We start from the raw sequence: 16,165 nt of genomic DNA, 5'->3' as shown, positions 1-16,165 counted from the left end.
CATGGGACTTGCCGAAGACCGGGTAGTGATCGTGACGGGTGCGGGGCGCGGGTTGGGCCGGGCCCACGCGCTGGCCTTCGCGGCGGAGGGCGCGCGGGTCGTCGTCAACGACCTCGGGGTGGGCCTCGACGGGCGGCCCGGGCCTGACGCCCCGGCGGCGCTGGTGGTGGCGGAGATCCGGGCGCTGGGCGGCGAGGCGGTGGCCCACGGCGGCGACATCGCCACGACGGAGGGTGCGTCCTCGCTGGTCGAGTGCGCCCTGGACGCCTTCGGGCGGCTCGACACCCTGGTCAACAACGCGGGGTTCCTGCGGGACCGGATGCTCGTGAACCTGGACGAGGACGACTGGGACGCGGTGATGCGGGTCCACCTCAAGGGGCACTTCCTGCCGCTGAAGCACGCGGCCGCGCACTGGCGGGCCGAGGCGAAGGCGGGGCGGCCCGTCGCCGCCCGGGTCGTCAACACCTCATCCGGAGCCGGGCTGTTGGGCTCGGTCGGGCAGGGCAACTACAGCGCCGCGAAGGCGGGGATCCTGGGCATGACTCTGGTCGCGGCGGCGGAGATGGGCCGCTACGGGGTCCAGGTCAACGCGATCGCCCCGGCGGCGCGGACCCGGATGACGGAGCAGACCTTCGCGCAGACCATGGCCGCCCCCGCCGCCGGAGCCTTCGACACGATGGCCCCGGAGAACGTCTCCCCGCTGGTCGTCTGGCTCGGCTCCGACGCCTCGGCCGGAGTCACGGGCCGCGTCTTCGAAGCGGAAGGCGGCCGCATCACGGTCATGGAGGGATGGCGCCCGGGCCCCACCGCGTCCCGCGCCTCCCGCTGGACCCCGACGGAAGCGGGCGAGGCAGCGGCCAAACTCCTGACGGCGGCGGAGGCCCCGCAGGCGGTGTACGGGGCCCAGTAGCCCGGTTCGGGTCGGCGGGGCACAGCCTCCGGCGGGCCTTGCTGCCCTCAATCGCCGGGCGGGCTGGGTTTGGCTGGTGCCGGTCCGGTGTGAGCTGGCCCGTCGGCAGGGCCAAACCCAGCCTCGCCGGCGTTTGAGGCGCCCCCGGAGGGAGAGCCGGGCTGGCGATTGAGGCCTTGGCGTCGTGGGCGGCTGACGCTGCCTCCGACGGGCCCTCAATCGCCGGGCGGGCTGGATTTGGCTCCGCCAGCGATAGAGGCGATTCAGCGCGCGGATACGGCGATGCGCCCGCCGGAGGGCCGCTCCGGGCAGGCGCATCGCATCGTGGTGTGGCTATCCGATGGCGGGGAAGGTGTTCCAGCCGTCCTCGCCGACGTTGCCGCCGGTGCCGACGGCGGGTCCGCCGAGGGCTGCGGTGCCGCCTTTGTAGAGGTAGAGGTAGCCGTTGGCGTTGGTGAGGTAGAGGTCGGGGATGCCGTCGCCGGTGAGGTCGGGGACGCCGCGGACGAGGGGCCAGGTGGCGCGGTTCCAGCCGCTGGCGCCGTAGGTGATGTCCTTGGCTCCGTTGGACGCGGCCTCCGAGGCGAGGGAGGCGAGGTCGACTCCGCCGCTCGCGCCCGGCTTGCCCTTGCGCAGGGCGAGGCCGCGGTTGGCCATGGACTCGTCGCGGAAGATCAGGTCGGCGACGCCGTCGCCGGAGATGTCCCGCACCCCGACGATGTCGCGCTGCTTCCAGCCGGCGCCGCCGATCTGCTTGACGGAGCCGAAGCTGGCGCCCGTATAGCCGGTGAAGGCCCAGAAGGTGTCGCCGTCGTCGCCGAGGGCGAAGAAGTCGGGCATGCCGTCACCGGTGACGTCCTCGCCCCCGATGATCTGGGTGAGGGTGGCGATGTTCGGGGATCCGGCGGGCAGCAGGATCTCCAGGCGGCGGCTGATGTCGACGTGGCCGAGGCCGTCGCCGGGGTAGACGTAGAGCTTGCCGTCGGGCATCCGGGCGATGAGGTCGGTGAGGCCGTCGCCGGGGAACAGGTCGGTGGAGTGCGTGATCAGCGCGCTCTTGCCAGTGGCCGGTTCCTTCCAGTACCCGGCGGGTACGGGCTTGCCGGCGTCGGTGGCGCCGGGCAGCCAGGCGTCGATGTCACCGGTCTTGTCGCCGGCGTAGGTGCGCAGGTTGCCCGCGGGGTCGATGGCGAAGGTGTCGGTGTAGCCGTCGCCGGTGACGTCACCCGGCTTGTCCTGGCCGGCGCCCGGGCGGACGTAGAAGAGGTGGGTGATGGTCGTGGAGACGTTCCCGGCCTGGTTGACGGTGCGGACGTAGAGGATGTTCGGGCCGGTGTTGTCGGGGGTGATGTCGAGGGTGACGGCGTCCTGGCCGGCAGCGGGGACGGCCTTCGAGTTCATGCCGGAGCGGTTCAGGCTCCACTGGTACTCACGGATGTCAGCTGCCGCGGTGCCGCCGCCGGTGACGGTGATCTTGCCGGGGCCGAAGGGGTTCTTGCTCCACTCGGCGCCATCGGGGCCGGGCGCGGGGAAGTCGTCGGAGCGGACGGCCGGGGGGTTGGGCGCGGTGTGGTCGACGGTGAAGGTGCACCATCCGCCGCCGCCGGAGTCGTTGGGGCCGCTGCCCGACCACCAGCCGTCGGCGTCGATGGCCTGGGCGAGCCAGTAGTACGTCTTGCCGGGGGTGAACTTGTCCCACGGGAGCTGGACGGTCGCGACGCCGTCGCTGTTGGTGTCCTTCGTCTCGGCGGGGATGGACTGGGTGCCGTCGGCGGACCAGAAGCGGAACTGGATCTGCTTGAGGTTGCCGTCGCCGTCGGTGGCCTTGGTCTGGAAGGTCACGTTGGACTTGCCGACCTTGGTGAACGGCGCACGGGTGGTGCAGGGACCGCCGGGGAAGGTGCTCATGTTCGCCTGGACCGGGGTGTCCGGGGGCTTGTTGTACTCGACCTCGATGAACGGAGCGCTCTCACCGTTGGCCTGGAACTTCTTCCAGAGGTAGGGGTCGGACTCGTTCGGCGAGCGGAGCGCGATGCCCACGGCGGGCCACTTGTTGGTGGCCGCCCGTTCGGCGACGCTCTTGATGTCGACGCCGACCCAGTTGTCCGGGCATTCGCTCTTGTAACCGAACGCTGCGCTGCCGGTGGCGATCCGACTGCTCCAGAAGTTGGGGTCGTTACTGGTGTTGTTCCACGTGCTGGAGCTGTTGATGAGGGGGGTGAGGTATACGTCGAACGGCTTCGGTTCGCAGGACCACGAATACGTTTCCAGGGCCCGAAGGTAGGCCGACTTGATGACAGCGCCGTTCAAAGCGGTGTTGAATTCGAAATTGAATACCGAGCGGGACGTGCCGCCGGAAGATGATTCGTAACCGACGCGGGCTTCGCTGGCGCCGCCCGCGTTGTAGTTCTGTCCGTTGTAGAAGCTGGAGGACCCTTCCGTCTTGTAGAGCAGGGTCCAGGCCTGCTTGTGCCCCTTGAAGGAGGGGTCGACGAAGACGGGGTAGCGGGTGTCGGCGTCGTCGAAGAGACCGCGGTCCGGGGTGATGCTGAGCAAGCTCGCGTTGTCGGCGGCGGTGAGCCCCGCCTTGGCCACGGCGGTGTGCGCGCCCTCGGCGCCGCGGATGCCGGGCAGGCCGAGCGAGGGGTGGTCCTTGGCGGCCGGGCCCGGGGTGGGCTTGGCCTCGCCCTCGGTGACGGCGACCTTGCCGGCGGAGTCCCACATGTAGGGGGTGGGGGCGCCGGCGATCTCCGTGTTCTCGGCGTTACGGGCGCTGACCGCTCCTGATGGCTCGTCGAGGGCGAAGGTGAGGTCGGGGGAGGACAGGCGGTAGTTCAACTCGCCGAGCAGCGGGTCGGCGGCGGCCTGCTTGTCCTTGACGATGACCAGGTGGGAGTACCCACCGTCCTGGGCCGTCATCAGCAGGTCGATGCCCGGGCGGATGTTCTCGTACAGCGCGCGCGGACCGTCGATGACCGGCTCGGGCAGCGCTCCGGGCCAGCTCACGGCGATGTCGTGGCCGTCGGCGGTGAGGCGGACGAGCTCGGTCCAGGCGGTGCCGGGAGCGGGCGCGGCGACCGCGGCCGGCGACACGGTGGTCGTCGCGGTAGCGGCGAACGATGCCTGCGAGAGGCTGCCGCGAGAGAGGGAACGCGAGGCCCGCTGACCGTCGGAACCTGCCACCGGAGCGGGCTTGCTCCCCGCGCTGAAGAGGACCCGGCCGTTGACCGCCTTCGGCGCGTACCCGCCCTCAACGCGCTGCAGGTTCGTGTCGATGGGCTTCCAGTCGTCACCGACCTTGGCTCGAATCGCACTGTTGAACACCCGCGCCTTGAACGTCCCACCAGGCTGCGCCCAGGTCGTGGTGTTCGCGGTCCGGTCGGCCGTGACCTCGACCTCCTTGCCGGACTCCTTCGCCCGCTGCCGCGCTTGCGCCGCCGTGACCGGCGCACCCCCATCGGCCTGCGGCTTCGCGTCGCTCCTGGGCGCACTCTTCGTCAGTTGGAATCCGACGGGCACGGCGATGGCCACGGCCAGCAGCGCGGCCAGCGCGCCCACGGCCTTGCGGCGCTTGCGCGGGCCGGTGGCCGGTGGCGCAACTCCCTTATCAGATTCCAGATTTGGCGGATTCTCGTCCGTCGACTCACTGATGGCCACGATGTTCTTCTCCCCCCTCGGGCGCGCGGATGTGCAGCCCTCGGAACTAGCGATAGTTCAGCCATTACGGCTGGAAATGAAGGGTCCGCTCCCCACTCGCCCCTCGCGCGTAAATGTGCGAGGTGAGCATGAACCATGAGGCCCATTTCGTCACCCCTGTTACGTGTTAATCGAGGGTCAATATGAACTGATACATACCATTTTGTGTGCATATTTATTGGCAATAAAGTGATCATGGCCACATTGGTGATCTGCCTATGGATTTATTGCCGCCCGCACACGCAGAATCAACTGCAAATTTGTCAGTTTCCTGTCATCCGTATGCCCGTAGGCGCGGCTGGCAGAGCGTGGGGGGGTCCACATGTCGCCGTTCTCGGCGAACAACTTCCGCCTGCCCAGAAATGGGAAGGCGAGTGCCGTGCGCGGTCGCATGGCAAGACGCACCGGGGTCGTCCTCTCGGTGCTCCTCGTCGCCGGGCTCTTGCCCAGTGCGGCCTGGGCCGCACCACCGGGTGATCGCGGGGGCATCGAACTGCCGGGTCTCCAGAAGGAGATGAAGGCCAAGCTCGACAAGGTCGCCGCAGCGAAACTGGAAGGCTGGGACGGCGCGCCCGTGCAGTCTCCGGCCGAGTACGAGCCCACCAAGGTGGCCACGCCTGCGGTGGACTGGGCCAATGTGCCGTTGAACCCGACGGACGGCACCAAGTTGATGCCGGCCGGAGCTCTGCCGGTGAGCATCGGCAAGGCCTCGCCCACCGAGGCGAACCCCAACCCGGCGGCCCCGTCCGGGACGTGGAAGGTCTCGATCGAGGCCCGCCCCGCCAACGAATCCGCCGCCGTCGTCGACGACGGCGCGATCATCAAGGTCACGCCCCCGGACTCCGGTTCGACGCCCGTCGACGTCCAGCTGGACTACAAGAAGTTCGAAGACCTCTTCGGCACCGAATGGTCCTCCCGCCTGGAGCTGAAGCAGCTCCCGGAGTGCTTCCTGCGCACCCCCGACGTCCCCGAGTGCACCACCGCGAAGGACGTCCCCAGCACGAACGACCCGAGCACCGGCACCGTCCGCGCCACCGTCGACCCCGCCACCGCGCCGGGCCAGGGCATGCGCACTATGGCGGTCGGCGGCGGAGGCCCGATGGTCCTCGCAGCCTCCGACTCGGGCTCCGGCGCGGGCGGCACGTACAAGGCGACCTCGCTCGCCGCATCGGGCAGTTGGTCCGCGGGCGGAAGTGGCGGCGGGTTCTCCTGGAGCTACCCGCTGACCGTGCCCGCGCCCCCCGCCGGCCCCGCGCCGAAGGTCGGCTTCTCGTACTCCTCGCAGGCCGTGGACGGCAAGACGTCGGTCGCCAACGGCCAGGCCTCCTGGGTCGGTGACGGGTGGGGCTACGAACCCGGATACATCGAACGACGCTACCGTTCCTGCTCCGACGACCTGAAGGCGACGTCGGGCAAGCCGAACAACGACAACACGACGGACAAGAAGAAGGGCGACCTGTGCTGGGCCGGTGACAACGTGGTGATGTCGCTCGGCGGCAGCACCACCGAGCTGGTCCACGATGCCACCACCGGTCAGTGGATCCCGTCCTCCGACGACGGCTCGAAGATCGAGCGCAAGACGGACGCCTCCATCCCCAACGGCGCGAAGGACGGCGAGTACTGGGTCGTCACCACGCGCGAGGGCACCCGCTACTACTTCGGCCGCCACGACGTGGACGGCGCGGGCAGCCGCCCGGTCACGAACTCCGTCCTGAGCGTTCCCGTCTTCGGCAACCACCCCGGCGAGCCCTGCTACCAGGCCGCCTACGCCGACTCCTCCTGCACCCAGGCCTGGCGCTGGAACCTCGACTACGTCGAGGACGTCCACGGCAACGCGATGATCATCGACTGGGCCAAGGAAACCAACAGCTACGCCAAGAACCAGAAGACCAAGGCGAAGGTCGCCTACGACCGCGCCGGCTACCCCACCCAGATCACCTACGGCCTGCGCTCCGACAACCTCTCCGGCGCCCCGGCCGGCAAGGTCGAGTTCAAGGTCGACGAGCGGTGCATCAAGGAGGGCAAGACCACCTGCTCGGACACCGAGTTCGAATCCAAGAACTACGAGGACAAGCAGCCCTGGTGGGACACCCCCTCCACCCTCTACTGCAAGGCCGCCGACAAGGACTGCTACAACTCCTCGCCGACCTTCTGGACCCGTAAGCGGCTGACCGCCGTCACCACCTACGCCCAGCGCACCGAGGGCTCCACCGAGCTCTCGCTCGTCGACCGGTGGAACCTCACCCAGTCCTTCCCCAGGCAGCGCACGGACACCCACCCGCCGCTCTGGTTGGAGTCCATCACCCGCACGGGCTACGGCACCGGCAAGGACGAGAACGGCAACCAGCGCAGCACCACGCTGCCGCCGGTCTCCTTCCTCGCCAACGTCAAGGACATGCCCAACCGGGTCGCGACCAGCGCGAGCGACGCCACCCCCGACTTCGACCGCCTTCGCGTGGAGACCATCCGCACCGAGACGGGCGGTGAGGTCCGCGCCGACTACTCCGCCCCGTGCCCGGTCGGTGGAACCCACCCCAAGCCGGAGGAGAACACCACCCGCTGCTACCCGGTCCACTGGTCACCCGACTCGGAACTGGAAACGCCGCCGCTGCAGTGGTTCAACAAGTACGTCGTCGAGCGGGTCACCGAGAAGGACCGCGTCGCTCGCCAGGACGAGACCGTCACCAACTACACCTACGAAGGTGACGCGGCCTGGGGCAAGGACACCGACGAGTTCTCCAAGCCCGAGCGGCGTACGTACAGCCAGTGGCGCGGCTACGCGAGCGTCGTGGTCAAGAAGGGCGTCACCGCGAACACCGGCGGCGCGGAGGCCACCGAGGAGTCCCAGACCCGGACCCGCTACTTCCGCGGCATGTCCGCCGACGCGGGACGCCCGAAGATCACCGTCAAGGACTCCACGGGCACGGAGGACCTCGGCGAGGACCTCCTTCCCTACCAAGGCCGGGCCTTCGAGGACATCACCTACACCAAGGCGGGCGGCAGCATCGTCGCACGCACGCTGACCTGGACGGAGAACCAGAAGACCGGCTCCCGTCCGCGCGACGGCACCACCCCGCTCGACGCCTACCGGGTCAGCACCCCTCGTACCGACAAGATCCAGACGATCAGCGGCGGCGCGACCCGGATCAGCCGCACGAAGACCACCGTCGAACCGGTCTACGGCCTCGCCGTGACCGCACAGAGTGAGGCGCTCACCCCGAACGGGACGGGTGGCTGGACGACCTTCGACCAGAAGTGCGCCACCACCACCTACATCCACAACCCCGCCAAGAACCTGATCGGGCTTCCGCAGCGGATCCGCACCACGGCCGGCGACTGCGCACAGTCCGGCACCGCTGCGATGCTGTCCGACAGCCGCACCTCCTACGACGCGGTGAACGCCTTCGGGACCGCTCCGGTCAAGGGGCTGGCCTACCAGGTCGACACCAACGACGCGGCCGGGACCGGCTGGATCACGGCGGCGCGCAACGAGTACGACGCCCTCGGGCGGACCGTCAAGACGTACGACGCGTCGGGCAAGGCCACGTCCACGACGTTCAGCCCGGCCACCGGCCCGGTCTTCGGCGTGACGACGACCAACGTCGCCGGCCACGTGTCGGTGGCCAAGGGCGACCCGGGCCGCGGCGGCATTCTGGAATCCACCGATGTCAACGGTCGTAAGGTCACCACGTCCTACGACAACCTCGGTCGCAGTACCGCGGTCTGGACCCCGTCGCAGAACCCGTCCAAGGACAAGGCGGCGTACACCTTCGCCTACCAGATCGCTGAGCACGAGCCGCCGGTCGTCACCAGCAGCACGCTCCAGGACGACGGCAGCTACACCAACTCGATCGTCATCTACGACGGTCTGCTGCGCCCGCGCCAGTCCCAGGGCGAAGCCCTCGGCGGCGGCCGTCTGATCACGGACACCTTCTACAGCGCGGACGGCACCGTCCGTCAGACCAACAACGGGTACTACGCGGACGGCGACCCGGACAAGCACATCTTCGTCCCCGAGTCCGTCTTCAAGGTCCCCAACTCGACCAAGACCGCCTACGACGGCCTCGGCCGCGCGGTCCGCACGACGACGCTCTTCGCGGACGTCCCGCAGTCCTCCAACACCATGCGCTACGAGGGCGACTACACGCTCGCCCGCACGACGATGTCGGTCGACGGCCAGACCCCGCTCAGCGGCAGCCGCGCCACCAAGACCACGACCGACCCCCTCGGCCGCACCGCGCTGGTCCAGTACGCCACGTCCACCGACCTGACCACCTGGAACACCACCAGCTACGCCTACGACACCCGCAACAAGCTCGCGAAGGTCACCGACCCCGCCGGCAACAACTGGACCTACACCTACGACGCCCGCGGCCGCATGACCTCGTCCAACGACCCGGACATGGGCCAGGCCGAGTTCGGCTACAACAACCTCGACCAGCAGATCTGGGCCAAGGACTCCGCCGGCCGCGCCCAGTACACGACGTACGACGTCCTCGGCCGCAAGACCGAGACCCGTGACGACGCCGCCGACGGACCCCTCGTCGCCTCCTGGTCCTTCGACTCCCTCCCGGGCGCCAAGGGCCAGCCCGTCGCCTCGACCCGCTACTACGACGGCAAGCCGTTCACCAGCGAGGTCACCGGCTACGACACCGAGTACCGCCCCACCGGCTCCAAGATCACCATCCCGGACGTCCCGGCCGCCAAGGGCCTGTCCGGCACCTACGCCTACGGCACGACGTACACGCCCACCGGCAAGATCCAGTCGACCACCCTGCCCGCCACACCCGGTGGCCTGGCCGCCGAGAAGCTGATCACCCGCTACAACGGCGACGGCGCGCCGATCACGATGTCCGGCCTGTCCTGGTACACCGCCGACACCGTCTACAGCCCCTTCGGCGAGGTCCTGCGCACTGCCTCGGGGAGCGCCCCGCAGCGGGTGTGGACCACCAACAACTACAACGCGAACACCGGCCGCATCACCAACTCGATCACGGACCGGGAGACCGCCAACCCCAACCGGATCAGCGACGTCTCCTACCAGTACGACCCTGCCGGCAACATCACCTCCATCACGGACAGCCAGCCCGGCGCCCGCACCGACCGCCAGTGCTACGCCTACGACCCGATGGGCCAGCTCACCCAGGCCTGGACCGGGAAGACCGAGAACTGCACCGGCCCCTCCCTGAACGACGTCACCCCCGGCCCGGACGGTGACGGCTTCTGGCAGTCGTACTCCTTCGACGCCATCGGCAACCGCACCAAGCTCGTCGACCACGACCTGACCAACGGGGCCCTGGACGACGAGTACAACTACACCTACGGCGTCACGGTCACTGGCAACGGCACCCAGCCCACCACCACGACCCAGCCGCACGCCCTGTCCAAGGTCGACTCGGTCACCCGCAAGCCCGGATCGACGATCAACTCCCAGTCGACCTACGGCTACGACACCTCGGGCAACACCACCCGCCGCACCATCGGCGGGGACACCCAGACCCTGAACTGGGACCGCCGCAACAAGGTCACCTCCGCCACCAGCCCCGGGGTCGGCGCCGTCGCCATCTCGGGCCTGTCCGGCAAGTGCCTGGACGTCGACCACGGGATCGACACCGACGGCACCCCGATCCAGCTGTGGACCTGCAACGAGACCAAGGCACAGCAGTGGCGCCTGACCGGAGACACCGTCCGGGCACTCGGCAAGTGCCTCACGAACAACGCCGGGAACCTGGTCCTGTCGACCTGTGACGGCAGCGACAAGCAGAAGTTCGTCTACCACCCCAGTGACAAGACGCTCCAGAACCCGGCGACGGGCCAGTGCGTGGACGTGCCGCAGGCAGTCGACACGGACGGCACGGACCTCAAACTGTGGGCCTGCAACAACGGAACCAACCAGCAGTGGGGCTACAGCGACACCACGACCTACCTCTACGACGCCTCAGGTAACCGCCTGATCGAGGACAACGGCAGCAGCCGCACCCTCTACCTCGGCGAATCCGAGATCACCGTCAACAAGGCCGGCCAGGCCATCGACGCCGTCCGCTACTACGCCGGCGCCGGCGCCACCACCGTCCGCCGCACGCAGGGCAAGGACACCGGCCACCAACTCTCGGTCCAGCTGTCCGACCACCACGGCACCGCCACCACCTCGGTCGCCCAGTCCACGGGCCAAACGGTCACCCGCCGCAAGTCCGACCCCTACGGCAACCCGCGGGGCGCCCAAGCCGCCAACTGGCCCGGCAGCCGCACCTTCCTCGGCACCGGAAACGACGACAACACCACCGCCCTCACCCACATCGGCGCCCGCGAATACGACTCCACGACGGGCCGCTTCATCTCCGTCGACCCGGTCATCGACATCACCAACCCGACGCAGATGAACGGCTACTCGTACGCGAGCGGCAACCCGATCGGCAAGTCGGACCCGTCGGGTCTCAAAGAGATCATCACGTTCGACGGCAATGACTCGGCCTACATGCGCGAGAACAACATCGGCTGGACGAACAACGGCAGCGGGTTCCAGCTGGAGGACCGAAACTACAGCCGCCCGTCCCCGGGAGTCGGGAATGGGTCAGGAAAGGGTGGCTCAAGTTCCGCTAAGGCGCCCAGCCCGAAGAAGCCAAAGGGCTGTGGCTGGTCCATCTCGTGCAACGCTAAAAAGGTCTGGAACGAGCACAAGGTATTCATCGTCTCGTTCACGGCCGAGATAGTGGTCGGAGCCGCGTGCGTGGCGGCAGCCGGGGTGGCTGGAATAGCCACCGGAGGCGCTGGTTTCGCTCTGGCTGTGGGATGTGGTGCCGTCGCCGGAGCAGCAGGCGCAGCGGTCACCAATCTCATGGACCCAAACGCTGATCACAGCGTCATGGGGATGTTGAAGGATATGGGGGAAGGGGCAGCGATAGGCGGCCTCTCGACCGCTGCCTCTGCTGGCCTAGGAAAGCTAGCCGCAAAAGCCGGCGGAAGACTGCTCGCCACGGCTGGCGGCCAACGCCTCGCCGCGGCCGGCAAGAAGCTCGTCGACAAGATCAAGTGCATGACCGGCAACAGCTTCATCCCCGGAAGCGTGGTCCTCATGGCCAACGGGGATTCGAAGGCGATAGAAGATCTGGAGCCGGGTGACAAGGTCATCGCAACAGACCCCGAAACAGGCCAGAGTGCTGAAAAAGAAGTAACGGCCACGATTCTGGGTGAAGGATCCAAGAACCTCGTCGAGATCTCCGTCAACACCGATGGAGAGGCCGGCTCAAGCACTGACAAGATCACGGCTACTGACAAGCACCCCTTCTGGGTCGATGACCTGAAGAAGTGGGTGAACGCCACCGACCTCCAGCCGGGCCAGTGGCTCAAGACCAGCACCGGCACGCGCGTCCAGGTTACGGCAATCAAACGCTGGACAGCCCAGCACGCAGCAGTCCGAAACCTGACGGTCGCCGACTTCCACACGTACTATGTGCTGGCGGGGGTCACAGCAGTTCTCGTCCATAACTGCGGCAATGGAGCGGTTTCCAATAGCAAGCCGGACGATCTGCCGTTCGAGCAGATGGCGGCCGATTTCGAGGGGGTGTCCGCAATGGCGGCTGGCTCTCCCGAGTTCTCGCAGGCAGTCGCAGGCGGCGGCAGGTATCTCTGGACGGTTGGCGAGCGAGGTAGCCTGAACATGGTTCGCGACTTGCCTGGCATTCACCACACGATAGCCAGTGGTGGATCTCCGGTTATCGGTGCTGGGCAGATAACAATCGGAAGTGGCGGTAGAGTCACATCGTTCGATAACTTCACGGGTCACTACACGCCGCCCTGCGCCCAGTGTGCCGCTTCGTTCATCAATCAAGGGGTGGATGCCTTCGGCCAAGCTGGCCTCAGGATTCCGCTCGCAGTTATTCGAGACTTCGGCGGGAGGGCGCCGTAAATGAGGGTAGATTCCGATCTTCATGAAATGCGAGGCGTCCTTGAAGGGCAGCTTGCGGACTGGGTATCTCGCCGCTTCCCTGACGGTACCTCGCCGCAGTGGTGGCTATCGATCTTCGAGTCCTTGGAGGTCAGCGCCACTCCCTTCCGAGACGTGACCTCGGACCGACGCACAGAGGATCTCAACCTTGCCGCAGAGGTCATCCTGCTGGCTGTCAAACTTGGGGGCGTTAGGGCTGCGATCGGCGCCTACTGGATGCTCAGAATCGCAGCGCTTACCCTGCGATTCGATCCTCCGGTTTCCGGCATTCCACAAATCCTTACACCGGACGGTTCTGCCGAGTGGGCACTGCATCAAATTCCCCTCACGCGTGAACGTGCGATCGCGGAATCGGAGACTCGGAGGGTCGAGCACCTTAACGCCGGCGAGGATTTCTATGCGCCTGTTGGCGGTGAAGTTACCCTGATGGGTGAGGTAGCGTTTTCGGGGCTGCAAGATGTTGAACTGATCCTGTCGGCTCTCCCGTGGGTCTCTTCGCACATCAAAGACAAAGAGATTGAAAGCGAGGTTCGTTCCTGGCTGGAAATCCAGGGTGACCTGTAAGGGGTAAGGCGACTTTCGAAATAAACGCCTATTCCTCCCGGCTGGGGAAAAACCTTCCGCGCATACGGGGAACCGCCGCTGGCCACACGCCAGCGGCGGTTTCTCTGTTTGACGGCAACGGTGACGGCAACGTCAGCGGACGACGGCTGAGGCGGGTGGGTCTTCCGGTTCATCGTCGATCGGGCCGAGGGCGTTGCCGAGGGTATCGATGGCTTGGCGTTGGAGGCGGAGCCTTACGTGGGCGTAGACGCCGGCGGTGACGCCGATGTGTGCGTGGCCCAACAGCTCCTTGATCACGATGAGGTCGACGCCTTGTTCCAGGAGCAGGGTCGCGGTGGAGTGCCGGAGGTCGTGGAAGCGGATGTGGCGGAGTCCGGCTCGGCTGAGGAAGCTGCGGAAGCGGCGGGTGAGGTTGGCGGGGTCGAGGGGGGTGCCGGTCGGGGTGGTGAAGACGAGGTCGCTGTCCTTCCAACCCGCTCCGGCCTCTCCCCGCTCCCTGCCCTGCCGTTCCTCGTGTTCTTTGAGGGAGCGGATGCATTCGGCGGGGAGGGCGATGCGGCGTTCAGAGGCGCGGGTCTTGGTCGGGAGTCGGGTGAGCCCGCCGGTGCGGGTGCGCTGGAGGGAGCGGCGGATGGTGGCGGTGCCTGCGTTGAGGTCGAGGTCTTCCCAGTGGAGGCCGAGGAGTTCGCCTTTGCGGAGGCCGGTGCGCAGGGCGAGTTCGTACAGCGCGTGGAGCCGGTCGGCCCGGGCCGCTTGCAGGAGCTGGCGTGCCTCGGCGGCAGTGAGCGGCCGGAAGCGCCTCGGGCGTGGTGCGGTGCTTTGGACGTTGCGGGCGACGTTTCGGGGCAGTTCGTCTTCGCGGACTGCGTGTTCCAGCGCCGACTTGAGCACCGAGTGCACGTACGTCACGGTCAAGAGCGACAGCCGCTTCTGGCAGCACTCGCCGAGCGCGCAGCACCTCCTCCGTTCCGTATCCAGCCCCTGGGCGCAGCATTGGCAGGTGGTACGGAGGCGGTCGAGGAAGGTGCGGACGTCCTTGGGGGTGAGCCGCGCGACCTTCTTGGTGCCGAGGCCCGGGATGAGGTGAAGGCGGACGCAGGTGGCGTAGCGGGTGTGGGTGTTCTCGCGGAGCCGGTGGACGGCGACGCCGTTCAGCCAGTAGGTCAGGTAGTCGCCCACGGTGCTGTCGGCGCTGGCGACGGGGAGACCGCGGTTGCTGTCGGCGATCTTCTCGGTGAGTTTGTCGGCCGCTTCCCTGCGGGTGGTGCCGTAGACGCGGACGCGTTTGCGGCTACCGTCGGCGGCGAGGACGTAGCCGGCGGCTTCCCAGCGGCCGTCCTTGCGCTGGTAGATGGTGCCTTCGCCGTTGGCGCGGGCTTTCCTGTACTTGGACGCGGTCATCGGGCGGCCTCTTCCAGATGGTGCTGGACGTAGTCCTTCAGGGCGTGGGTGGGGATGCGGCGGGCGCGGCCGATGGTCAGGGAGGCGAGGCGGCGGGTGCGCAGGAGGTCGTAGAGGGCGGAGCGGCCGATCTTGAGGCGGGCCATGGCCTCGGGGACGGTGAGGAGTTCGTCGTCACCCACGAGTCGCTGCCTCCTGTTTGCCCGTCGGGCTACCTCCGATGAGTGCGGCGAGGCGTTCGAGGTCGGGAGTGAGGCCGGTGCCGTCGTAGGCCCAGTGGGCGAGGACGAGGGTGGTCGGTGAGGGCGGAGGGGTGTGGCGGCGACGCCAGGCGGCTCGGGCGGCCCGGAGCGCGCCGAGGGTGGTGGAGTAGGCGCGGGTCTTGGTGGAGAAGTGGCCGCGGAAGCCGAGCATGTGGGCCCACTTGCGCAGGTTCAGGTGCTTGAGGTTGTCGCGGGCGCCGAGGGCCCAGGCGGTGCGCATCATGCGGGCAGCGTGCTCGGGTACGGCCTCGAACCAGAGGTCGGTGATCTTCTTCAGGCGGTGATCGAGGGTGCCGGTGGCGGCTTCGGTGCCCTTGGTGGCGTACTTGGCGACGTACCCGGCGACCTTGCCCTCGGTGATCGTGGTGCCGCCCTGGAAGGCCGTGGACCGGATGGTCCTTGTGTCGACCTGCTCGCCGAAGGTGAAGGAGCGGGCACGACCGTTGACCTGCGGCCCGGCGACGTAGGCGTGGGTAGCCGCGATCCGGATGGCGTCGGTCAAGAGTTCGGGGCTGGCCCACGGGGGTGGCGGGGTGTAGCTGCCTGCGGGGCCGTCGAGGCGGATTACGGCGTGGAAGTGGATCAGTCCGCGCTGCTGGTACTCGGCGACCTTGGCGTACGAGACGCGGACAAACCTGTGCAGCAGACGCTGCGGGACGCCGGCCACGGCGGCGATGGTCCGGCGCAGATGGAGCATGAAGCGGGCCCATAGGGCGGGAGCGTGTGCGTTCCACAGCACGGCGCCGGTGTAGTCGTACCGCTCGGGGTCGAGCGGTGTGCCGAGGGCCGGGTCGCCTTTGGTGTGGGTGCGTCCGCAGCGGCAGCGGGCGGAGCTGCCGGTGCGTCGTCCGTGGACGGGGCCGTACGAGGGTGCGGTGAGCGTGGCGAACACGCGAGGGTGGGTGGCGACCTGGTCGGGGATGTTCTTGCCGCCGCGCAGGCCGGCGGCGATGAGCTGGTAGGTGTCCTGACGGTAGAGCTCGGCGCAGGAGGGGCAGCGGGTGGTACGGCGGTTGCCGCAGCGGACCAGGAGGTGCCCGGCGGGCAGGTCCTTGGACTTCAGTTCGCGCAGGATCTCGCCGGTGAAGGCATCGATCTCGGTGCGCTGGCCTTCGAGCCGGATCGGCTGGGCGCAGCCACCCAGGGAGGACAGCTGCCGGACCAGGCTGAGAAGGTCGCGGTACCCGGTGAACACGGGCAGCGCGGCCGTGGCGCGTTCGGGGCGGGGGATTGTGGTGGTCGGGTCGTGCGGTGGCATGCTGACGGGACCTCTCTGCACTGCGGCACACGCGTGTGCCGTGGACGGGTAAGGGAGGGAGGCCCCGGCAAGGGCGAGGGTTTGGCGACTACACGCCCTTGCCGGGGATCACTGCGAAGCGGGACCAG

At 68.0% G+C, this 16,165-nt stretch carries 7 protein-coding genes; 3 read left to right on the top strand and 4 right to left on the bottom strand.

The features are described from left to right. Position 1 precedes the first annotated feature (1 nt). Complete coding sequence (locus tag ACIBEA_RS09640; RefSeq protein WP_399259295.1) at positions 2 to 910, top strand: SDR family oxidoreductase; 909 nt, start codon at positions 2 to 4, stop codon at positions 908 to 910. A gap of 333 nt (positions 911 to 1,243) precedes the next feature. Here the strand turns inward: ACIBEA_RS09640 and ACIBEA_RS09635 are convergent, their stop codons facing one another. Beyond that, positions 1,244 to 4,567 carry a DNRLRE domain-containing protein gene (locus tag ACIBEA_RS09635; protein ID WP_399259294.1) on the bottom strand — a complete coding sequence of 1,108 codons (3,324 nt, stop codon included), beginning with the start codon at positions 4,565 to 4,567 and terminating at the stop codon, positions 1,244 to 1,246. Between the two features lie 430 nt (positions 4,568 to 4,997). Here ACIBEA_RS09635 and ACIBEA_RS09630 point away from each other — a divergent pair, with 430 nt between their 5' ends. Together ACIBEA_RS09630 and ACIBEA_RS09625 are read left to right on the top strand one after the other, a co-directional pair. Then, the gene (locus ACIBEA_RS09630) at positions 4,998 to 12,512 is read left to right on the top strand and encodes a polymorphic toxin-type HINT domain-containing protein (RefSeq protein WP_399259293.1); all 7,515 of its coding nucleotides are present in this window, start codon (positions 4,998 to 5,000) and stop codon (positions 12,510 to 12,512) included. Positions 12,513 to 12,539: 27 nt separating this feature from the next. After that, a complete protein-coding gene (locus tag ACIBEA_RS09625) occupies positions 12,540 to 13,115 on the top strand; it encodes a hypothetical protein (RefSeq protein ID WP_399259292.1) in 576 nt (191 codons plus the stop codon). 132 nt (positions 13,116 to 13,247) lie between these two features. On the opposite strand, the gene ACIBEA_RS09620 is transcribed toward ACIBEA_RS09625, so the two are convergent. Genes ACIBEA_RS09620 through ACIBEA_RS09610 form a run of 3 tightly spaced genes read right to left on the bottom strand, consistent with a single transcriptional unit; the run spans position 13,248 to position 16,037 of the window. Then, positions 13,248 to 14,516 carry a tyrosine-type recombinase/integrase gene (locus ACIBEA_RS09620; RefSeq protein ID WP_399259291.1) on the bottom strand — a complete coding sequence of 423 codons (1,269 nt, stop codon included), beginning with the start codon at positions 14,514 to 14,516 and terminating at the stop codon, positions 13,248 to 13,250. Then, entirely contained in the window at positions 14,513 to 14,698 is a 186-nt protein-coding gene (locus ACIBEA_RS09615; RefSeq protein ID WP_329823573.1) for a helix-turn-helix domain-containing protein, read from the bottom strand. The genes ACIBEA_RS09620 and ACIBEA_RS09615 overlap by 4 nt, the downstream gene beginning before the upstream one ends. Then, positions 14,691 to 16,037: a replication initiator gene (locus tag ACIBEA_RS09610; protein ID WP_399259290.1), complete on the bottom strand. Its 1,347-nt coding sequence runs from the start codon at positions 16,035 to 16,037 to the stop codon at positions 14,691 to 14,693. Before ACIBEA_RS09610 ends, ACIBEA_RS09615 begins: the two co-directional genes overlap by 8 nt. Positions 16,038 to 16,165: the final 128 nt, after the last annotated feature.

It is taken from the genome of Streptomyces sp. NPDC051555, from assembly GCF_044454405.1.
Taxonomy (GTDB): Bacteria; Actinomycetota; Actinomycetes; order Streptomycetales; family Streptomycetaceae; genus Streptomyces.
This window is presented reverse-complemented; position numbering and strand designations above follow the sequence as displayed.